The sequence below is a fragment of the Thermophagus xiamenensis genome, assembly GCF_900112795.1.
Taxonomy (GTDB): domain Bacteria; phylum Bacteroidota; class Bacteroidia; order Bacteroidales; family Marinilabiliaceae; genus Thermophagus; species Thermophagus xiamenensis.
Genome location: NZ_FONA01000007.1, coordinates 113,896 through 132,415, shown reverse-complemented (window position 1 = coordinate 132,415; position 18,520 = coordinate 113,896). Strand labels below are relative to the sequence as shown.

At 40.6% G+C, this 18,520-nt stretch carries 9 protein-coding genes; 3 read left to right on the top strand and 6 right to left on the bottom strand.

All coding sequences use genetic code 11. The features are described from left to right. Positions 1-23: 23 nt before the first annotated feature. Both lpxD and BM130_RS05675 read right to left on the bottom strand, forming a co-directional pair. Positions 24-1,052, bottom strand: coding sequence for a UDP-3-O-(3-hydroxymyristoyl)glucosamine N-acyltransferase (lpxD, locus tag BM130_RS05680; RefSeq protein ID WP_010526199.1), 1,029 nt, complete (start codon positions 1,050-1,052; stop codon positions 24-26). A 90-nt stretch (positions 1,053-1,142) separates the two neighbouring features. Beyond that, complete coding sequence (locus BM130_RS05675) at positions 1,143-2,378, bottom strand: HD domain-containing protein (RefSeq protein WP_044138314.1); 1,236 nt, start codon at positions 2,376-2,378, stop codon at positions 1,143-1,145. Between the two features lie 201 nt (positions 2,379-2,579). Here BM130_RS05675 and rimP point away from each other — a divergent pair, with 201 nt between their 5' ends. The 3 genes from rimP (at position 2,580) to infB (ending at position 7,752) form a co-directional block, all read left to right on the top strand. After that, positions 2,580-3,044, top strand: coding sequence for a ribosome assembly cofactor RimP (gene rimP / locus BM130_RS05670; RefSeq protein WP_010526201.1), 465 nt, complete (start codon positions 2,580-2,582; stop codon positions 3,042-3,044). 209 nt (positions 3,045-3,253) lie between these two features. Then, positions 3,254-4,492 (top strand): transcription termination factor NusA, encoded by a 1,239-nt coding sequence (nusA, locus tag BM130_RS05665; RefSeq protein WP_010526202.1) that lies wholly within the window; start codon positions 3,254-3,256, stop codon positions 4,490-4,492. Positions 4,493-4,557: 65 nt separating this feature from the next. Further along, on the top strand, positions 4,558-7,752 hold the full coding sequence (gene infB, locus BM130_RS05660; RefSeq protein ID WP_010526203.1) for a translation initiation factor IF-2: 3,195 nt from the start codon (positions 4,558-4,560) through the stop codon (positions 7,750-7,752). 691 nt (positions 7,753-8,443) lie between these two features. On the opposite strand, the gene gcvH is transcribed toward infB, so the two are convergent. From gcvH to thiL, 4 genes are all read right to left on the bottom strand, one after another. Continuing rightward, on the bottom strand, positions 8,444-8,821 hold the full coding sequence (gene gcvH / locus BM130_RS05650; protein WP_010526205.1) for a glycine cleavage system protein GcvH: 378 nt from the start codon (positions 8,819-8,821) through the stop codon (positions 8,444-8,446). Positions 8,822-8,903: 82 nt separating this feature from the next. Continuing rightward, on the bottom strand, positions 8,904-16,331 hold the full coding sequence (gene sov, locus BM130_RS05645) for a T9SS outer membrane translocon Sov/SprA (RefSeq protein WP_010526206.1): 7,428 nt from the start codon (positions 16,329-16,331) through the stop codon (positions 8,904-8,906). 29 nt (positions 16,332-16,360) lie between these two features. After that, entirely contained in the window at positions 16,361-16,942 is a 582-nt protein-coding gene (gene ruvA, locus BM130_RS05640; protein ID WP_010526207.1) for a Holliday junction branch migration protein RuvA, read from the bottom strand. A 177-nt stretch (positions 16,943-17,119) separates the two neighbouring features. Further along, positions 17,120-18,175 carry a thiamine-phosphate kinase gene (gene thiL, locus BM130_RS05635; RefSeq protein WP_010526208.1) on the bottom strand — a complete coding sequence of 352 codons (1,056 nt, stop codon included), beginning with the start codon at positions 18,173-18,175 and terminating at the stop codon, positions 17,120-17,122. Positions 18,176-18,520: the final 345 nt, after the last annotated feature.

The window sequence follows — 18,520 nt, the reverse complement described above, 5'->3', positions numbered from 1 at the left end:
AATGATTTTTCTGATTTGGGTTCCTACTTTTTATCTACTTTATTTTGTAACTCTTGCAATTGTTTATACAGTTCCGGTAATTTTTTGAATATGACATATGATTTGTTAAAATTCAAATAATTTATTGCCGGAGAACCCATCCATGCTGTTCCGGGTTGTTTAATGGCACTTGCTACTCCGGTTTGTGCGGCCAATTTAGTACCATCGGCAATACGAATATGTCCGGATATGCCGGTTTGACCTCCAAACATACAATTTTCCCCGATTTTAGTACTGCCTGCTATTCCCGTTTGAGCCGCAATAACGGTATTGCTACCTATTTCAACATTATGGGCTATTTGTACAAGGTTGTCGATTTTGGCACCCTCGTGAAGTATGGTTGAGCCCATCGTGGCTCGGTCAATGGTTGTATTGGCGCCAATCTCCACATTGTCTTCAATTACCACATTGCCCACCTGAGGAATTTTTTGGTAATTGCCATCGGGATCCGGCGCAAACCCAAAACCATCGGATCCAACAACTGCGCCAGCATGTATGATACAACTTTTACCGACAACACATTGTTTATAAATTTTTACACCTGAATAAATGATGGTTCCTTCGCCTATCTTGACACCTTCTCCAATAAATGCCCCAGGCCATATTTGAGCTCCTTTCCCAATTTTTGCTTTTTCGCTTATATAGGCAAAGGCACCCACGTACACAAAATCGCCTAATTGAGCCGTTTCATGTATGAAACTGGGTTGTTCAATGCCTGTCTTTTTCGGCAGCGAGCTTTCATAATATTGTAGCAGAGTCGCCAACGCGCGATAGGCATCCTCTACTTTTATTAAAGTGGCTTTCACCTTCTCTTTGGGGACAAAGCTCTTATTAACAATTACTACAGATGCTTCGGTGGTATATAGATGATGTTCATATTTGGGGTTAGATAGAAACGTTAATGTTTCCGGCTTCCCTTCTTCTATCTTTGAAACATCTCTTATAATTTGGTTTTCATTGCCCTCTACTTCACCTTGTATCAGGCTGGCAATTTGTTTTGCGGTAAATTCCATGTTGAAAAATTTGGGACAAAACTAATAAAAATAAATATATCCTACTGTGTATGTGAATTTGAGTCTCTTTTTAGCGTATTTAAAAAACAATCATTTGGGATAACAAAGCAGATATTTATTGACTGTTTTAGCTAACGCTCTATGGTCTAGCATATCAGATGCGTAGGATATATCTTTTGTGGTTCCGTCTTTGTACAATATTTTAATGTTTTCATGGCCTACATTATAAGTGCTGTTAGAAATATGGTCGGTGAAGACGAAATAATTCATCTCTTCATCACTCATATTATTAAATAATCTTTTTTCCTTTTTTAATTGTTGAATTCGTTCTTCATCAAATGGAGTGTCAGAAAGTTCTATGCGGAGCAATTGGCGATTTAACAAGGCAGATGATAAGTAGGAAAGAATTTTATCTTTGTGCACGCACCAAAGTTTTAAAGCACTCCAAATATCGTTGTCGTCAAGCATCGTAAAATCATCCAATATTTGTGGGTTGGAAAGAAAGTCGTGACTACAAAAGCGATGGGTAAGAAATGTTTTTAAAAAAGGAGGTGCCGGCACGTCTATTTTGTTAAGTGAAAGATATTTTGCCCTTTTTAGGGTATTGATAAGCATTTTTTCGGCAACAAGAGCTGTTTTGTGAAGGTAGACCTGCCAATACATCAATCTTCGCGCTACCAAAAATTTTTCTATTGAGTATATCCCTTTAACTTCGATTACCAGTTCGTTATCTTTTATTTCCAGCATCTTTATTATGCGGTCCGACCCAATAACACCTTCCGAGACGCCGGAGAAGAAGCTGTCTCGTTTTAAGTAATCCAGTCTGTCCATGTCGAGCTGACTGGAAACCAATTGGTGTAAAAACAATTTGTCGGTTTGGCCTTTAAAGATATCTATAGCATGGGTTAATTGGCCATCAAAGTGGCGATTCAGGCGATCCATCAACAGAAGCGAAAGGTCTTCATGCGTAAGGCTTTCGATAAGGGTTTGTTCCAAAGCGTGCGAAAAGGGTCCGTGCCCTATATCATGCATTAATATGGCAGCATGAGCGGCCAGAGATTCTTCCGGACTGATATGATGCCCTTTGTTTTTCAATACGGAGATGGCCAATCCCATCAAGTGAAAAGCGCCTAATGTGTGCTGAAACCGGGTATGAACCGCACCGGGATATACCAGCGAGGTCAGACCTAATTGCTTGATGCGCCTTAACCGTTGCAGATACGGGTGCTCAATTAATGCGAAAAGAATATTGTCGGGAATGCTGATGAATCCATGAACCGGATCATTCACAATTTTCCGTTGCTTGTATTGCTGTAGATCGTTCACCTCACCTCGTTGATTTAGTGTTACAAAGAAAGCGATTCAGTGACAATGAAGCAAACCCTGCCTGATGAAATTATCAAAATCGTTTGATTTTAAGGCCAAAAGGTTTTTGCAAAATTCCTTTCCATTCCTTATCTTTGTACCGGTTTTTACGCTGAAAGCAGGTAGGGGACAGAAGTCCCCTATTTTATTAAAAGGTTGTACATGATAACCAAAGAACAAATAATTGATATTATTGGACCCAAGATAAAAGAAGACGGAGCTTTTATTGTGGATGTTACAGTAAAACCGGACAATAGAATAGAAGTTCTTGTCGACAGCCACGATGGAGTATCCATCTCTTATTGTGGTGAGCTTTCCCGATTTATAGAAAATAACCTGGATCGGGAAGTAGAGGATTTTGCGCTGGAGGTTTCTTCGCCGGGTATTGGGCATCCTTTCAAAGTAAAAGAGCAATTTATTAAGTGTGTGAACCGTCCGGTGGAGGTGTTAACCTCTGAAGGAGAAAGGTTTACAGGTCTTCTTAAAGAAGTTAGGGAGGATACCTTCGTTATTGAAGAAGAAAAAAAGGTGAAAATCGAAGGAAAAAAGAAAAAAGAGTTACAAAAATTTAGTTATGAGTTTAACTTTGACCAGGTTAAACGTGTAATTGAATTGCTAAAACTATAAATTTGAATTTGCAGAAGAGTTAAAAATTTATAGTTGTCTGAATTAGATAGAATATAGTAATATTGTAATTGACATTACCTCTTGAGAACAAGAATGAGTGTTTGTTAGAGTGGTGTAATAAACATTGTTTCATTAAGCATCGGTTTTAAATTCGAGCAATATCTTTATAGGTTAACCGATGGCCATAACAAAATATATTAATTTTAGCGATGGAAAATATTAATTTGATAGACACTTTTTCGGAATTTAAAGAATTAAAGAACATTGACAGGGCAACCATGGTCCGTGTTCTGGAAGATTCGTTCCGAAGTGTTCTGGTCAAAATTTTTGGCAGTGACAAGAATTTTGATGTCATCGTAAACGTTGATAAAGGAGACTTCGAGATTTGGAGGAATAGAGAAGTGGTCCCGGATGGCGAAGTAAAAGATCCAAACACTCAGATTGCATTAAGTGAAGCCAGAAAATTTGATCCCGATTATGAAGTGGGAGAGGAAGTGGTTGATGAGGTGGATTTTCATAAATTTGGCAGGAGGGCTATCTTGTCGTTGCGTCAAAATTTGGCCGGACAAATTTTGGAATTGGAAAAAGACCAATTATATCAAAAATATTCTGAACGTATCGGGCAAATCGTTACCGGTGAAGTATATCAAATCTGGAAACGGGAAATGCTCATACTCGACGATGAAGGTAACGAACTGATTTTGCCACGCTCCGAACAAATCCCGGGCGATTTTTTCCATAAAGGAGAAACGGTTCGTGCCGTCGTCATTAAAGTGGAGATGCGCAATAACAACCCTCTGATTATTTTATCACGAACCTCACCGGTATTTTTAGAGCGTTTGTTTGAATTTGAAGTGCCTGAAATTTACGATGGCCTCATTACCATCAAGAAAATTGTCAGGGCACCGGGCGAGCGTGCCAAGGTGGCCGTTGAGTCTTACGACGACCGCATCGACCCGGTAGGTGCCTGTGTGGGAATGAAAGGATCACGAATTCATGGTATTGTACGTGAGTTACACAATGAAAATATTGATGTTATTAACTATACTACCAATACCCAGTTGTTTATTCAACGTGCCCTTAATCCTGCCAAAGTTTCCAGCATAAAAATTTTTGAAGATGAGAAGCGGGCCGATGTCTATCTGAAACCCGAAGAAGTATCTCTGGCAATTGGAAAAGGCGGACTAAACATCCGTCTGGCGAGCCAGCTGACAGGGTATGAGATTGATGTCTATCGCGAAACCGATGATGAAGATGAAGAAGATGTTTCGCTCGAAGAATTTTCTGATGAAATTGAAGGCTGGATTATTGATGAGTTGAAGGCTATTGGTTGTGACACGGCTAAATCAGTCCTCGACCTTACGGTTGAAGACCTTACCAAACGGACCGACCTGGAAGAGGAAACCATTCGTGACGTAATCAATATTCTGAAGGCTGAATTTGAATAATTCCTTTATCTTTGTTGGTCAAAGATTTTTTATCTTTTTATCAGAAAAAACCGAAAGTCCTTTATATGGCAGTTGGAAAAAGACTTAGTAAAATAGCAAAAGAATGTAATGTGGGGATTAGCACCATCGTTGAATTCCTGCATAAAAAAGGATTCGAGATTGAATCAAACCCGAATACCAAGGTGTCGGAAGAGATGTACGATCTCCTGAAAAAGGAGTATCGTTCCGACCTTTCTGTGAAAATTGAATCACAGAAATTAGTTGAGCGTAAACATAAAAGCAAAAAAGTTTCAGTTTCTATTGACGATTTGAAAGAAGATCATCAAAAAGAAGATGATAGTGAGCAGGATGTGGTTGACGATTTAGAAGTTAAACCCAAGGTTAAACCAATCGAAGAAGAGGAAAAACCAACTGCCCCCGAAATTTCTCCTAAACCTAAATTAAGTGTTAAGGTTGTAGGCAAAATAAATTTGGATAAAAAAGAAAAAACTGAAGATAAAGAAGTTAAAAAAGAGACGCAAACTGATGATACAGCATCACCATCTCAAGCGGCCGTAATGAGTAATACCGAAGAAAAATCGGTTGGTCAAGAGGCTGTTGTGGCTGATGAAGTTGTTAAAGAAGAGGCTGATGTAAAAGAAGAAAAACAATCAGAGGATTCCCTTAACGTTGAAGCTAAAACAGAATTGAAATCCGAAGAGGCGCAACATTCTGATGAAGCAGTTGAAAGCAATGAAGCTAAAGGAAAGGAGTTAAAGAAAGAGTCTTTATCTGAGATAAGTCAGGATAAAGATAAAAAAGAGACTCCTGTAACTGAGCTTGAATCAAGAGAGTCTGAAACTGTCCAGCCCCCAAAAGAACAACCATCTGATTTGTCTGAGAAAACCGAAGGGGAAAAGCTGGAAGCTCAATCAATGAAAGAAAAAGAACCAAGAAATCAAGAGGTAGTTGCTGCTGAAACTAAAGAAGGGGAAAATAAACCAACTAAACCGGAAACAGCAGAAATATCACATACTGCTCAATCGGATAGTGATAATACCAAGAAAGTTGAAAGCACTTCAACCGATTCTAAGAGTCAGGAGGAAGAAAACGAGAGTTTTGTTCCTACCAAGGTAAAAAAACTTACCGGACCTACTGTCGTTGGAAAAATCGAATTGCCGGTAGACTCCCGGAGCAGTGATAGTAAAGAAGATCACAAAAAGAAAAAGAAAAAACGCAAGCGCATCCGTAAAGAAAAAGTACGGGTCAATATAGATGAGAAACAACAGGCTCAGCAACCCCATTCCGCTGGAAAAACTCAAGAGAAAAAAGAAAAACGGAAAAAGGTTAAGGCCAAAAAACGTCCGGCAAGACCTGAAGTCAGCGAGGAAGATGTGCAAAAGCAAATTAAAGAAACATTGGCACGCCTTACCTCTAAAGGGAAATCTAAAGCTGCCCGACATCGTCGTGACAAACGTGATGCCGCTGCCCAGAAAGAGCATGAGGCTCAGGAGCGTATGTCACAAGAAAGCAAGGTGCTAAAAGTTACCGAATTCCTTACAGCCAATGAGCTCGCCAATTTGATGGACGTTCAGGTCAACCAGGTTATTGCCACTTGTATGAGTCTTGGTTTGTTTGTTTCCATTAACCAACGCCTGGATGCGGAAACCATTACTCTGGTGGCTGAAGAATATGGCTATAAAGTTGAATTTATCAGTGTTGAAGCTATAGAGGCCATTGAAGAGGAGGAAGACAAACCGGAAGATTTGAAACCTCGTCCACCCATTATTACCGTAATGGGACACGTTGACCACGGTAAAACATCCTTGCTTGACCATATTAGAAATACCAATGTAATAGCCGGTGAGGCAGGAGGTATTACCCAGCACATCGGAGCTTATAATGTGAAGCTGGATAATGGTCGGGAAATTACATTTCTTGATACGCCGGGTCACGAAGCCTTTACCGCTATGCGGGCTCGTGGAGCGCAGGTGACAGATATTGCCATTATTATTGTAGCGGCCGATGATAATGTGATGCCCCAAACGGTGGAAGCCATTAACCATGCTTCTGCTGCTGGTGTCCCCATTGTTTTTGCCATAAATAAAATTGATAAGCCTAACGCCAATCCTGACCGAGTGAAGGAGGAACTGGCCAAGATGAATTATTTGGTAGAAGAATGGGGTGGTAAATATCAATCGCAGGATATTAGTGCTAAAACGGGTCTTAACGTTGACCTGCTTCTGGAAAAAGTTCTATTGGAAGCAGATCTGTTGGAGCTGAAAGCCAATCCCAATAAACCGGCTGTTGGATCGGTTATTGAATCGAGCCTCGACCGCGGGCGTGGATATGTGGCCACATTGCTGGTGCAGTCGGGAACGCTCAAAACCGGTGACCTGATCCTTTCCGGACAATATTATGGTCACGTTAAGGCAATGTTCAACGAGCGGAACCAAACCATTAATGAAGCGGGCCCTTCTCAACCCGTGTTGGTATTGGGATTAAATGGTGCACCACAAGCCGGTGAAAAATTCCATGTAATGAAAAACGAGCGGGAAGCAAAAGAGCTTGCTACCAAACGCTCGCAATTACAACGAGAACAAGGGCTCAGAACTCAAAAACATATTACGCTCGATGAAATTGGCCGACGTATCGCCATTGGTAACTTCCAGGAACTTAATCTGGTGGTTAAGGGTGATGTGGATGGTTCTATCGAAGCGTTGGCCGACTCTTTAATTAAGCTTTCTACCGAAGAAATTCAGGTTAATGTTATCCACAAGGCCGTAGGGCAAATATCCGAGTCTGATATTATGTTGGCTGCAGCATCCAATGCCATTGTAATTGGTTTCCAGGTACGGCCATCTCTTGCTGCTCGTCGTTTAGCCGAAAAAGAAGAGATCGATATCCGGCTCTACTCTATCATTTATGATGCCATTGAAGAAATTAAGTCGGCCATGGAGGGTATGTTATCACCCGAAATTAAAGAGCAGATCATTGCTACCCTTGAGATCCGTGAAACCTTTAAAATATCAAAGGTGGGTACTGTTGCCGGTTGTATGGTTAAAGAAGGGAAGATTAAACGTAGCTCTAAAGTCCGAATTATTCGGGATGGTATCGTGATTTATACCGGTGAACTGGGATCCCTGAAACGATTTAAGGATGATGTAAAAGAGGTTGCTGCAGGATACGAATGCGGGTTGAATATTAAAAACTTTAACGATATCAAAGTGGGCGATGTAATTGAAGCCTTCGAAGAGGTTGAAGTTTCCAGAACTTTGTGATGTGATAGGCTTTTGTGAGTCAGAAGTCTGTTCGTCCTTGCGTGGCGACCAATAAATAGAATAAAATATTTATAAAATACGAACCGTGCTATTGGAGGTGAATTAAGTTCCCAATAGCACGGTTTTTTGTGTTCCGTGATATTCCCTTCTCTGCCAATGATCATGATGTTTGAAATGAGAGCCTCCATTTATTCACTTGTTATCGGTTTGATATTACTTCTTTGTCATTACGGCAAAAAGGCTACTTCCGACTTTTGACTTTTACTTTCTTAGAATAAATATCTGATAGTTTATAATGTTTTTATGCTGTTTATTACCAGATATTTGGCTGACACCCGAACGGGTGTCAGCCATACACCCGCCCGGGTGTCGATCAAACACCCGTTCGGGTGTCAGCCAAGCACCCGTCCGGGTGTCGATCAAGCACCCATTCGGGTGTCGGCCAGGCACCCGTCCGGGTGTCAGGCACTTACTTTATCGGGCGAGAAGGTTCAACTTGAAGTGCTGAATATTGTCAGATTTTAAATGGAAAAGATCGGATGATTATGTTTGAAAATATTATGCTGCAGGCGAGGGGATGTTATGGGCGGCTGAAAAAGAGCATAGGATATGATAGTGTTGAAAATAAAAAAGGGGAATCCATTATTGGAATGAATCCCCTTTATGTGTTAAAAAAATGTTTTTCAAACCATTAACTAATGAGTTCCTGGTATTGTGCTGCCGTTAGCAAATCATTGAGTTGTTCGGGTTTAGACATTTTGATTTTAATCATCCATCCCTCGTTGTAAGGATCATTGTTTACAAGCTCGGGTTTGCTTTCAAGTTCTTCATTGACCTCGATTATTTTGCCAGAAACCGGCATGTAAAGGTCCGATACGGTTTTGACTGCTTCAATAGTTCCAAAAACATCTTCTTTTTCAAGGTCTTCGTCTTCGGTTTCAATTTCGACAAATACGATGTCACCCAATTCGTTCTGAGCAAAATCGGTAATGCCAACAATAGCTACATCTCCATCCACTTTTACCCATTCATGATCTTTGGTGAACTTTAGGTTTTCCGGTATGTTCATAGTTTTGTGTTTTAATTGGATTCAAGTCAAAATTAGGTAAAATTTGGGAATAATTTAAATCAAAGTTTATAGATTAATTATATCATTGAGCTAACGAAAATCTAAAACTAACTCCCACATTTGTATTATAGGTAGGATAAGAAGAGGAAATATAAGGGTTGTTGATTTGTCGGTCGTAAAACAGCTGAATATTAAAACGATCACTTAGTACATAATCGGCTGTTATTTCCAGGGTAGTTATTTTTTGTCCGGCGGTCATTTGATTAGAAAGTTCCTGTATTTTTCTAATGATAGAGAAACTTTCTCTTATCGAAATATCTGCACTGAGGTTGAGGTCGGAAGATATTTTTTTCTGATTGTTGGAATTTCCCAGAATCATATCCATCTTGTCGAAACGATAGCCCAGACCCACAACCCATTCGTTGCTGTAATTTTCAATAAGTTGGTTGTTGTTCAGGCTAAGGTTCAAAATTCTGCTTTTGTTATATGAAGCCCGAGAACTAAAATTGCCGCCCCAGGTAATATTGAATTGGATAAATGGTGAAAATTGTTCGGAAATGGTTACTCCACTTATTAAATAACGAGCAATAAAATTGTCCTGAGCGTCTCTCACAAAACTGATGCCGTCTCCGTTATCTTCCCAGTCGAGGTTTGTCTGGTAACTTCCTATGGTGTAGGTAGATGTATAGGCATGGCTGATGTCAAATGATTTAATATACTTTTTAAGGAATTTGATTTTGGATAATCCTGAAAAATTAATTTTCCAGTTGGGTTTTAGATGCGAAAGAGAAGGAAAGGTTTCGGTAAAGATATTATGGGCACTTTTCCCGGAATAAGCGGCAAGGAATGCGGGAATCATTACTTCCCTGGAGGTGAGATTATAGCCGTCTACCCCTGATTCTACTGTGTAGCCTAAATCGGGATAGCCTTCAGGTTTATAGGGCAATCCGGCTATTGGTGAGTTTTCGTAATCACCGGTGGAAGGATATATAGTTCCCAGCCTCTCTGTACCAAGTCGCCGGGCTATTATTTCCCGATTTTCAAGAAAGTCATTGTAAGCTTTAGAATCGTAGTTCCCCGACCGTTTAATTTTTTGAAATGCAGTAGCTAATGTGTTAAAAGTCATAGAAAAACTACCATATTCCATTGTGTTGTATACACCTTTAAATTGATCTCCGTTAAAAAGGTAGTATTCGCTCAAATTTTTTGAAAAATTACGAGAGGCACTCAGGTCGATTCGTAAGCCATCAAAAGGTTCAATGGTTGCTCGGATATTGAGACCGTTGGAATGGGTCATAACGTAAGGACTGTTAAGGGTAGTGTCGGTAGTGACCCACTTGTTTTCAACAGCCTTCATGGCAAAATCGCGGTCCTGGAGGCCCAGGATAAAGGGGATGCCCGGAGCTCTTTTGCCTGAAACAACGGTTGTGCCTAGGAAGTCTGTTTCGGGCAGGAATCCAGGTAGTGAGCTTCCATTGTTGGCAGAATAAGAGATGGTAAGATTTTTAAGCCCTGTGCCTATTTTTAGCAGGTTGTCGGTAATTAGTTTTACGGTAGAGTTAGAAACTTCTTTTTCGCCGGTGATTAAAGTGCGGGCATTAGGAACATCGACGGGGGCAGTAAAGGTTATGGTATTAGCGTCAATAATTTTTGTTTGACCTTGGATGGGCCGACCATTATTGTCGAAGATACGTACTTTAACATTTCTGGTATTTAGTCGGTGTTGTATCTGAAAAGGGGTGTCTTTTTTTATGTTAAGACTATGACTGGTATAACGTAGTTGCTGTTTTCCACTAGCACGTTGGTTAGAACGGGAAAGGTTTCTTAGGTAGCCAACTTTGTTGTAGAGACCAGAAAAGTTAAACTGGCCATTGGCCTGAATAGTATTTGAATTTGTGATAGTATTACCCCACTGGAATGATTGGTCAGTAACCGGGCCCTGAATCCAGTTGAATCGGGCACCGTAATTGATGTTGCCCGAGGTCCAGTCGAGTAAGGGAAATTTATTAATGGGTAGCTGATAGCTGGCATTGATGTTGTGTTGGTAATTGGTTGTACGTCCAAACGACAATATGTTATCCATCACCGAGTCTTTCCATAACTCATATTCATCTTTATAAAGGTCTTTATTTACGGGGCCATCCGGTTCATCTATCCGTGCATTTGTAGAGGTGTTGAAGTTTAATTTTAACGATTTGCTAAGATTGTAAGTCATTTCAAAGTAACGGTTCCACCAAAAATTTTTGCTCACTGAAACGGGAATCTTGTAATCGGGATTATTTAAATTACGTAGTTGTGATTCATTGTAGTCGCGATTTATTTCCCATCGATAGCTAAGCTGGGAAGGAAGCAGGTAAAAATTAAAATCGCGTAAAAGCTGAAGGGATTTTCCCTTAATTTTCTTAAAAGGTTCAATTAATTTAGGTTGACCGGTATAGTTGTAGGCTAAAACACCTTTGTAGTTTTTATCGATTTCATACTCGGTGTCTACGTCATGATGTTGGGTTTCATTGTAAGCGTAGGTAACACTAAAGTTAGAAATATCATATAATTTGGGTTCGTTATTTTTTGGTTTAAGCCGGACATTAGTAAAATTCAAGCTTTTTCGTGTGGTATAATCTTCTGAAATTTGTTGAATTGAGTCCCGCTCTTCAGCGGAATCGGCATTGGCCAGGGCTAAGTCCATGGAAATGTCAGGGTCGAGCGGATAATATTCAGGGGTTGCTACTTGTTTGCTAAAGCTAAAATAGGCGGGTGCCGACAGGCGGGATTCTGGTCCGAGCAGTTTGCCCAGTTCCAAAGAAGTGGCAAAATCGTATTGGTAATAATCCTCCTGGCTTCGTTCGGTTACACTTTGGTCTATGGACCCGAATCCGGAAGTACTTACCTCGCCTGCCACAGAAATATTACCTATATCGGCCAGTTTAACATTTAAGCGGGCATTGGCTGCCCATCCGCCTTCTTCATCGAAATCGGTTAACCGTAATTCGTTAAACCATACTTCTACGCTTTTACTGTTTATGGTATTGTTCCGAATGCCAATCATCAATGATTTTACGTTGGCCAAATTGGGATTTCCTTTAATACTGATTTTATTGGTGGTTTTATCCGGATCGGTTCTTACAAATTTATCGGTCAACGAGGCTTCTTCATCATCATTGTTAAGTGCTTCATTGCGTTCCAGTTTGATGGTTTGAAACAATTCGATAGGGATATTTATTTGGTTGTCTTCGGGCCAAACAATATAACGGTCGGTGGTAGAATTGTTGCTATAAGTTCCAGGCGGCGTAAGTTTCAAAGGTACTTCATATTCATAATAATTATTTTTAAAATCGGAACCTAAACGAATAAATGCAACAAATTCTCCATCTTCGAGCGGATATCCGGAAATTTCTTCGGCATGAATTTCCATTTTTAGCCGCCCGTATTGGCGAATGTCCATATTGAGGGTTTTATAGACGGCTCTGGCATCCCCACCTCCCAAATCGATGGTTTTAAGAACCAAAGATTGTTCGTTAAGTTGCCGAATTTGGGGGTTGCTTGGATCTATTACCCGGTCTATGCCCGGTGGCAGCACGTAATTGACCGGCTCTCTGGTTCCATTTTCCTCGATGTTAACGGTAGCCACCTCAAATTGGGTTTGGGGTAAGGGATTCACCATATCGTCGACGTCATACAACTCATCGGTATATTTACGCCATTCGGATCGAACAAGGTCTAAAGTTGCAAAGCGTAAGATAACTGTATCGGAAAAATTTTTCAGGAAAAGACGCATGAACCGGATCGAACTAAAGTCGGTAAGTTCACCGATGGTTGTATCGGGGCTGCTGACAGGTATCTTAAATTGATACCATTTAACGGAACTTTGTTGTCCATTTTTTAATTCGACGGTTGATTCAATTTCATCGGTAATGAAGTTTTTTCCTACTTCCATATCTTCGGGGCGGAGACTAATACGGTATTGGTAATAGCTTTCGGTTTCGCTAAGCGTGTTGTCGCCGTTGATATCCTCGCCATCGGGGAGGGTGGTGGCGGCTGTGCTATAACTTTCTTCCGAATACTCGGAAGGGATTGAATTGCCTTCGGGATTGTTGAAATTTTTATATCGGTCAAGGATGCCGGTTTCCTCTCTGTCGTAATCACTGCCACGATAGTAGTGATAATCATCGGCCGCCGGATCTTCCAAAATTTTTTGGTAAGCTTCTTCCGTGAGTCCTCCCGAATTGTAAAGGTTGTCAATAAGATTAAGAAACGGATGTGGATTTTTGCGGAAAAAGTAGCGTTCATGTTCCGACTTCATGCCGTCGAGCCCTGCATCTTGCTGGTATCGGGTTTGTGGATCGTTGCTGAAGGCGTCAACCAGGCTTTGAATGGTCGGAATATATCCCCATTGCGTACTGTCTACTTCAGTGGCATCATCTAAACCGGGCAGTCCTTGTTCAAAAAACTTTCGGGAATCTCGTAAAATGTCTTCCGAAATATTGCCCAGGTTTATGTAAAGGTCGCCACCTCTGTCCGGACTTTGATCATAGACAAAGGGATCCATGACCCAGAATTCGATATATTCGATGTTAGAGGCTTCGAAATCATTGGTGGGTAATTCACGCATAATACCTCCCCAACGTTGTTCAGGATTATTGAGTTTGCCGTCAGGCGTGAGGTTGGTGTCAAAGTTGTAGGGGCCACGTTCATCAGGATAATATGCTAAGTTTAACACCGAAATATTTGTGGGTTCGCCGTAGGCACTTTCACGATAGGGGAATATTTCTTGTTCATAAACTTCGCGAACAAAGTGGTTGGATTGTTGGTCGGGATTCTGTTTCAGATGCGAAGGGGTAAGACTGTTGTTTCGCAAAAAGAGCGGGTCGATGACATACCAGGCCAGTTTAGCACGATTGAAACCATAAGACAGGTCGTTGATTAGAGAAGCTTCCGGGAATAGGTCGGGCTGTCCCTGTGGAGTACTGGCAAATGTCCATGCCGTCCAGTTTTTTATGTCGATAGCTGTTTCGCTGCCTTCAAAATCATCGATATATGATGTTCCCTCTTCTTCAATAACATCGGGGTGTCCGGGTAAAAGCTGTGCAAATTCCCCTTCAAAAGAGATGGACGACGGTGTAGTTGTTTCAACCAGAGGGAGCTTATCAATCCAGGAGGTTAATGTATTTGATTCGGTATAATAAGCGGCATTTAAACCCCAGATGGTATTGGCAATGGGTTCATCACCGTAATTTACTTTTTGTGTAAGGGGTCTTTCCCTTAAATGCATTAATGTGGCACCAATGTTGAAGTCGTTGTTGAACTGATAATTAAGGTGCGTGCCCAGTAATGTTTTGGTTTGTAGGTTAAATAAATCCTGGCTCTCCAGTGAAACCTGAATGGGGGTGCCTGATTCGAGAAGGCCTTCATTGATTATCTGAATCTGCCCCGTTGTGTAGTCGACAATATAATCCTGGTTTTCTGTCAGGCGTATACCGCCGGCGGTAACTACAACAGAACCTTCGGGAATGTTAAAAGCGTTTAGTGAAATTTCACTGCTTGCAGAGGATTTGTAACTGCCCCGAAGATAATATTTATTACTTTCGGCTATTTGAGATGCACTGGTAAGTGATGAATCGTAAAGTGCATTGAAAACATATTTTTCTATTAGCTCACTGTTTCCTTGCAGTTTTTCTTCAAGATTTTTTCCAAAAGGCTCTATAACCGGAAATACAATTCGCCCTTGATCGGCTAAAACGGTATAGTCCGGTACAAAATCAAAAATTCCGTCAGGATTAGGCTCTTGATTACTGTCGAGACGGTCAAGGCCCATCACACTGATTAGAAGTTCCCCGTTGATACCTCCTTCTTCTGGTGTGGGGCCTTCCGGAAAATAGTTGATATATGACCCTTGGGAGTCGTCAAAATAGACTACGTCCATGACAAAATCATCCTGACTAACTTGATAAGCACCAATGGCATATATGTTTTTCATCATTAAGTCCCATGTTTTCACACTGGGCGAAAGGAGTGTGCCTTTAAGGAGCTTCACAAACAGCGATTGGGGGGCTTCTATCCCACTGGTGCTAAATTCCCCTACTTTGTAAACTTGTCCGTTGTAGGTATATTCATATGCTACAGCCAAAACCTCGTCTTCATTTAAAGGGCTGTTGAGTGATATATAGCCCAGCTTGGGGTGAAGTGTATATTCCGATTCATTTAACAACCTGGCATTTTCTACTTTTTCGTATTCACGGGCTCCTCTGAAACCTTGACTTTCTAGACCTGATAATGTTGAGGTGACCTGGTTTATGTCACGAATGGCCGAATAAGTTGTATTCATTTGAGCGTACAGGTTATTGGCCTCGTTGGAGGCTATGGCTCCGTACTGGCCTGTCCAAAGGCCAGGATTAGCCATGTATTCGGTGCTTTCGCCTAAATCGGCAAAAGCTATTATGTTGCGCGAATTGTCATAATTGCCGGTTTTGTTGGTAACCCATACTTCAATTTTGGTAATATAAAAAGGAGAATTGATGATGGGTAGATTTTTCATTGCATCATTAAATCGTTCCCTGAACTGATGCGAAAGAAAAAAGTGACGGTTTTTATCATATTCGGTGGCACTTACTTCAAACTCTTGTTGTTCGGCACCCCCCTCAATATTTAAAGTAGAGGTGGTTCCTTTTTGTTGAGAAAGAATGGTGGTAACGGTTAACCGGCCGAACTGCATTTCGGTCTTTAGTCCAAACAGATTTTGACTTCCTGTTATCAATGTACCGGGGAGAGGTAACGAGACGTTTCCGGCTTCAATTTTTTTTAGAATATCATCTTCATCTCCTGTATACTCTAAATTTATCTGATTTTCGAAGTCGAAAGTGGCATCGGTGTTATAGTTAATACCCATTTTAAGTTTGTCACCCACGTTGCCGGTGATGTTCATCTGTATTTTTTCCTGAAAATCGAAGGTGGTGGTACTTCGCATCTGTTCCTGGAGTGTGGGATTTTCAATTCTGGTATGATTAACTCCCACTTGCAGTTCGGCAATTCCCTGAGGACGAATATTGATAATTTCACTTCCCAAAATGTTTTCCATGGCCTGACCGGCAGCTATTCGGATTCCTGAATTTTTTTCCTCACCGGCGTTTAATAGATCCTGCCTTTGTTTCGACCAGAAATTGAGCATGGATTGTCTAAGCTCTTTTTGCCGATATTCTTCGAGAGACATGGTGTAGGGAAGTCGAACAGGAAAATTTCCAACCATTTTATAAAGGATGACCATCCCTGTGGTCGGGTCATATTCAGCGCGATAATAGAGATTTTCGGGTTGAGGAATAATTGTTTGTTCTGATTCTTCCAGGGAGTCAAGCAAAGCAGGATAAAAAACAGGCCTTAAAGAGGGTTGTGCCAGAGAGTCAGGGGCTTGAGGAAGTGCAATAAATGCCAGGGATTCGGTCGAGAACACATTAAAAGAAGCGCCGACCGAAACAAATAAAAATAGGATAAAAAAATATTTGGAAAATGTATTATGCATTCAATAAGATTGCGCTTCAATGGTTTAAATTACAGCATCTTGAGCGCTAATTTAATGATATCTTCAACTTTACTGTCGGGGTTTTCCTTTAATATTTTATCCACCACCTTTTGTGAAGGAGCTTTTGCAAACCCCAGCATCACTAAAGCAGATAACGCTTCTTCTGCATTTGTATTGTCTCGGAGTAGTGCTATTTTTTGTTCTTCGGCAACTTTTCCTATTTTATCTTTCAATTCAACGATAACTCGTTGCGCAGTTTTTTGTCCAATTCCTTTAATACTTTTTATTTGATTTACATTTTCAGTCGAAATGGCTAATTGTAATTCTTCGGGCGACATGGATGAAAGCATCATTCGCGCCGTATTGGCCCCTATGCCTGATACTGATATCAACATTTGAAATATCTCTCGCTCTCGGATATCCGAAAAGCCATACAATAGATATGCATCTTCACGTATATTTTCATGAATGTACAACAATGTTTCTTTTTTGTCTTTTACAGCCTCATAAGTATAAAGAGATATATTAATGAGATAACCCATTCCGTTGTTCTCGATGACAACGTAGGCCGGGGTGGCCTTGGTAATCTTCCCTGAAATGAATTCGTACATAGAGATGTAATTTTGAATGGATAGTAATTACAAATCAATCAAAAATATTAAAAAAAAGGTATGACTTACAGATTTGTTTCATCGAATAATCCATTTGTCATGCCAATCCCATTAAAACAATGACTTATAATAAATAAGAACGCTTTATGCCGGTTGTTAGTATAGAGTCAAATACGGTTATTGGTCGTAATCTTCTTTTCCCCAGCCTCTTGCTTTTAAGGGTATTTCTTGTCCGGCGTTGGTTTCCAGAATGTAGCCTTTGGATTCCGGCCAAATGTGCCCAATTAAAAATACATTATTGAGTTTATCTTTCGCGTCTTCAACTTTTTGATAGTCATCGAGCGAAAGGGTAAACAGCAATTCATAATCTTCACCGCCGTTGAGCGCTGCAACCAGAGGGTTGAACTCCATTTCGTCGCAAAGCGTTGATGTGGTATGGTCAATGGGTATCTTGTTTTCGAAAATAATACAACCGACCTTCGAAGATTTGCATAACCGAATGAGTGAGGGTGCCAAACCTTCACGAATCAAGCACATGGAGGTGGGTCGAATGGAGGTGGCTTCAAGCTGTTCCAATAGTTCTATTCTTGCTTCCGGTTTGATTTGTCGTTCTAACAAATAATCATAGCTACCAAAATCGGGCATGGCTTCGCCCGTCTCTTTTAATACTTTTTTCTCCCGCTCCAGGAGCTGAAGGCCCATGAATGCCGAGCCTAAGTCGCCCGTTACACATAATAGGTCAGTTTCTTTGGCCCCACTCCTACTTATAGGCTTTGAACTTTTGCTAAAACCATAAGCAGTTACCGATATGGTCATCCCCGTAAGTGATGATGAGGGCTTAAAACCAATAAGGTCAAGATTATATTTATCGCAGGCCGTTTTTACACCCTCCATAAACTGATCAACAGCCTCGAGAGACATTTTTCCACTCAACCCGAGCGCCAAACTAATGTGTGATGGGCGGGATCCGGTTGCGATGATTTCTGAAATAGCAGATACTACGGATTTATATCCTAGATGTTTTAGTGGGAAGTAGGTTAAATCAAAATGAATTCCTTCCAGAAGGATGTTTTGCCCGGTAATTAGCGATGCGTTTTCCTGGCTGATAATAGCGGCATCATTTTCAAGGCCTTTTATCGTCATGGAGCGGCGATGACTACTAAATGTTTTTTCGTAACGTTCCATCAATCCGAAAAGTCCCACTTCCGAAAGGGGTGTTATTGTCTTGCTCATACTTTTATTTTTATAAACTACAAAGATACAGGTTCAACCCGATAAAATTTCCTTTATTTAAATAAAGAATCAAAGATTTGAAAGTTACAGAAAATGTTAGTGTAAATTTAGATTTAATCTAAATGTTTGGTAAATTTGCAGCATACATATATCACTGCTGTATATGTTATATATCTATAATCTATTGAACCCTCTGAAGATTGTAGTTGTTAGGTAAGTGACGAGTTTGAAGTAGTAGCTAAATATATATTATTAAGCTTTAAAGCAATAACTGATTCAATATCTTTAATGATATAGAAAATCCAAAGGTTTGAGAGGGTTAGGTGAATGGATTATACCTTAGCC

Bases quoted from the DNA above. Each gene is read 5' to 3' on its own strand.
- lpxD (WP_010526199.1), bottom strand. From the start codon at position 1,052: ATGGAATTTACCGCAAAACAAATTGCCAGCCTGATACAAGGTGAAGTA.
- rimP (WP_010526201.1), top strand. From the start codon at position 2,580: ATGATAACCAAAGAACAAATAATTGATATTATTGGACCCAAGATAAAA.
- nusA (WP_010526202.1), top strand. From the start codon at position 3,254: ATGGAAAATATTAATTTGATAGACACTTTTTCGGAATTTAAAGAATTA.
- infB (WP_010526203.1), top strand. From the start codon at position 4,558: ATGGCAGTTGGAAAAAGACTTAGTAAAATAGCAAAAGAATGTAATGTG.
- gcvH (WP_010526205.1), bottom strand. From the start codon at position 8,821: ATGAACATACCGGAAAACCTAAAGTTCACCAAAGATCATGAATGGGTA.
- sov (WP_010526206.1), bottom strand. From the start codon at position 16,331: ATGCATAATACATTTTCCAAATATTTTTTTATCCTATTTTTATTTGTT.
- ruvA (WP_010526207.1), bottom strand. From the start codon at position 16,942: ATGTACGAATTCATTTCAGGGAAGATTACCAAGGCCACCCCGGCCTAC.
- thiL (WP_010526208.1), bottom strand. From the start codon at position 18,175: ATGAGCAAGACAATAACACCCCTTTCGGAAGTGGGACTTTTCGGATTG.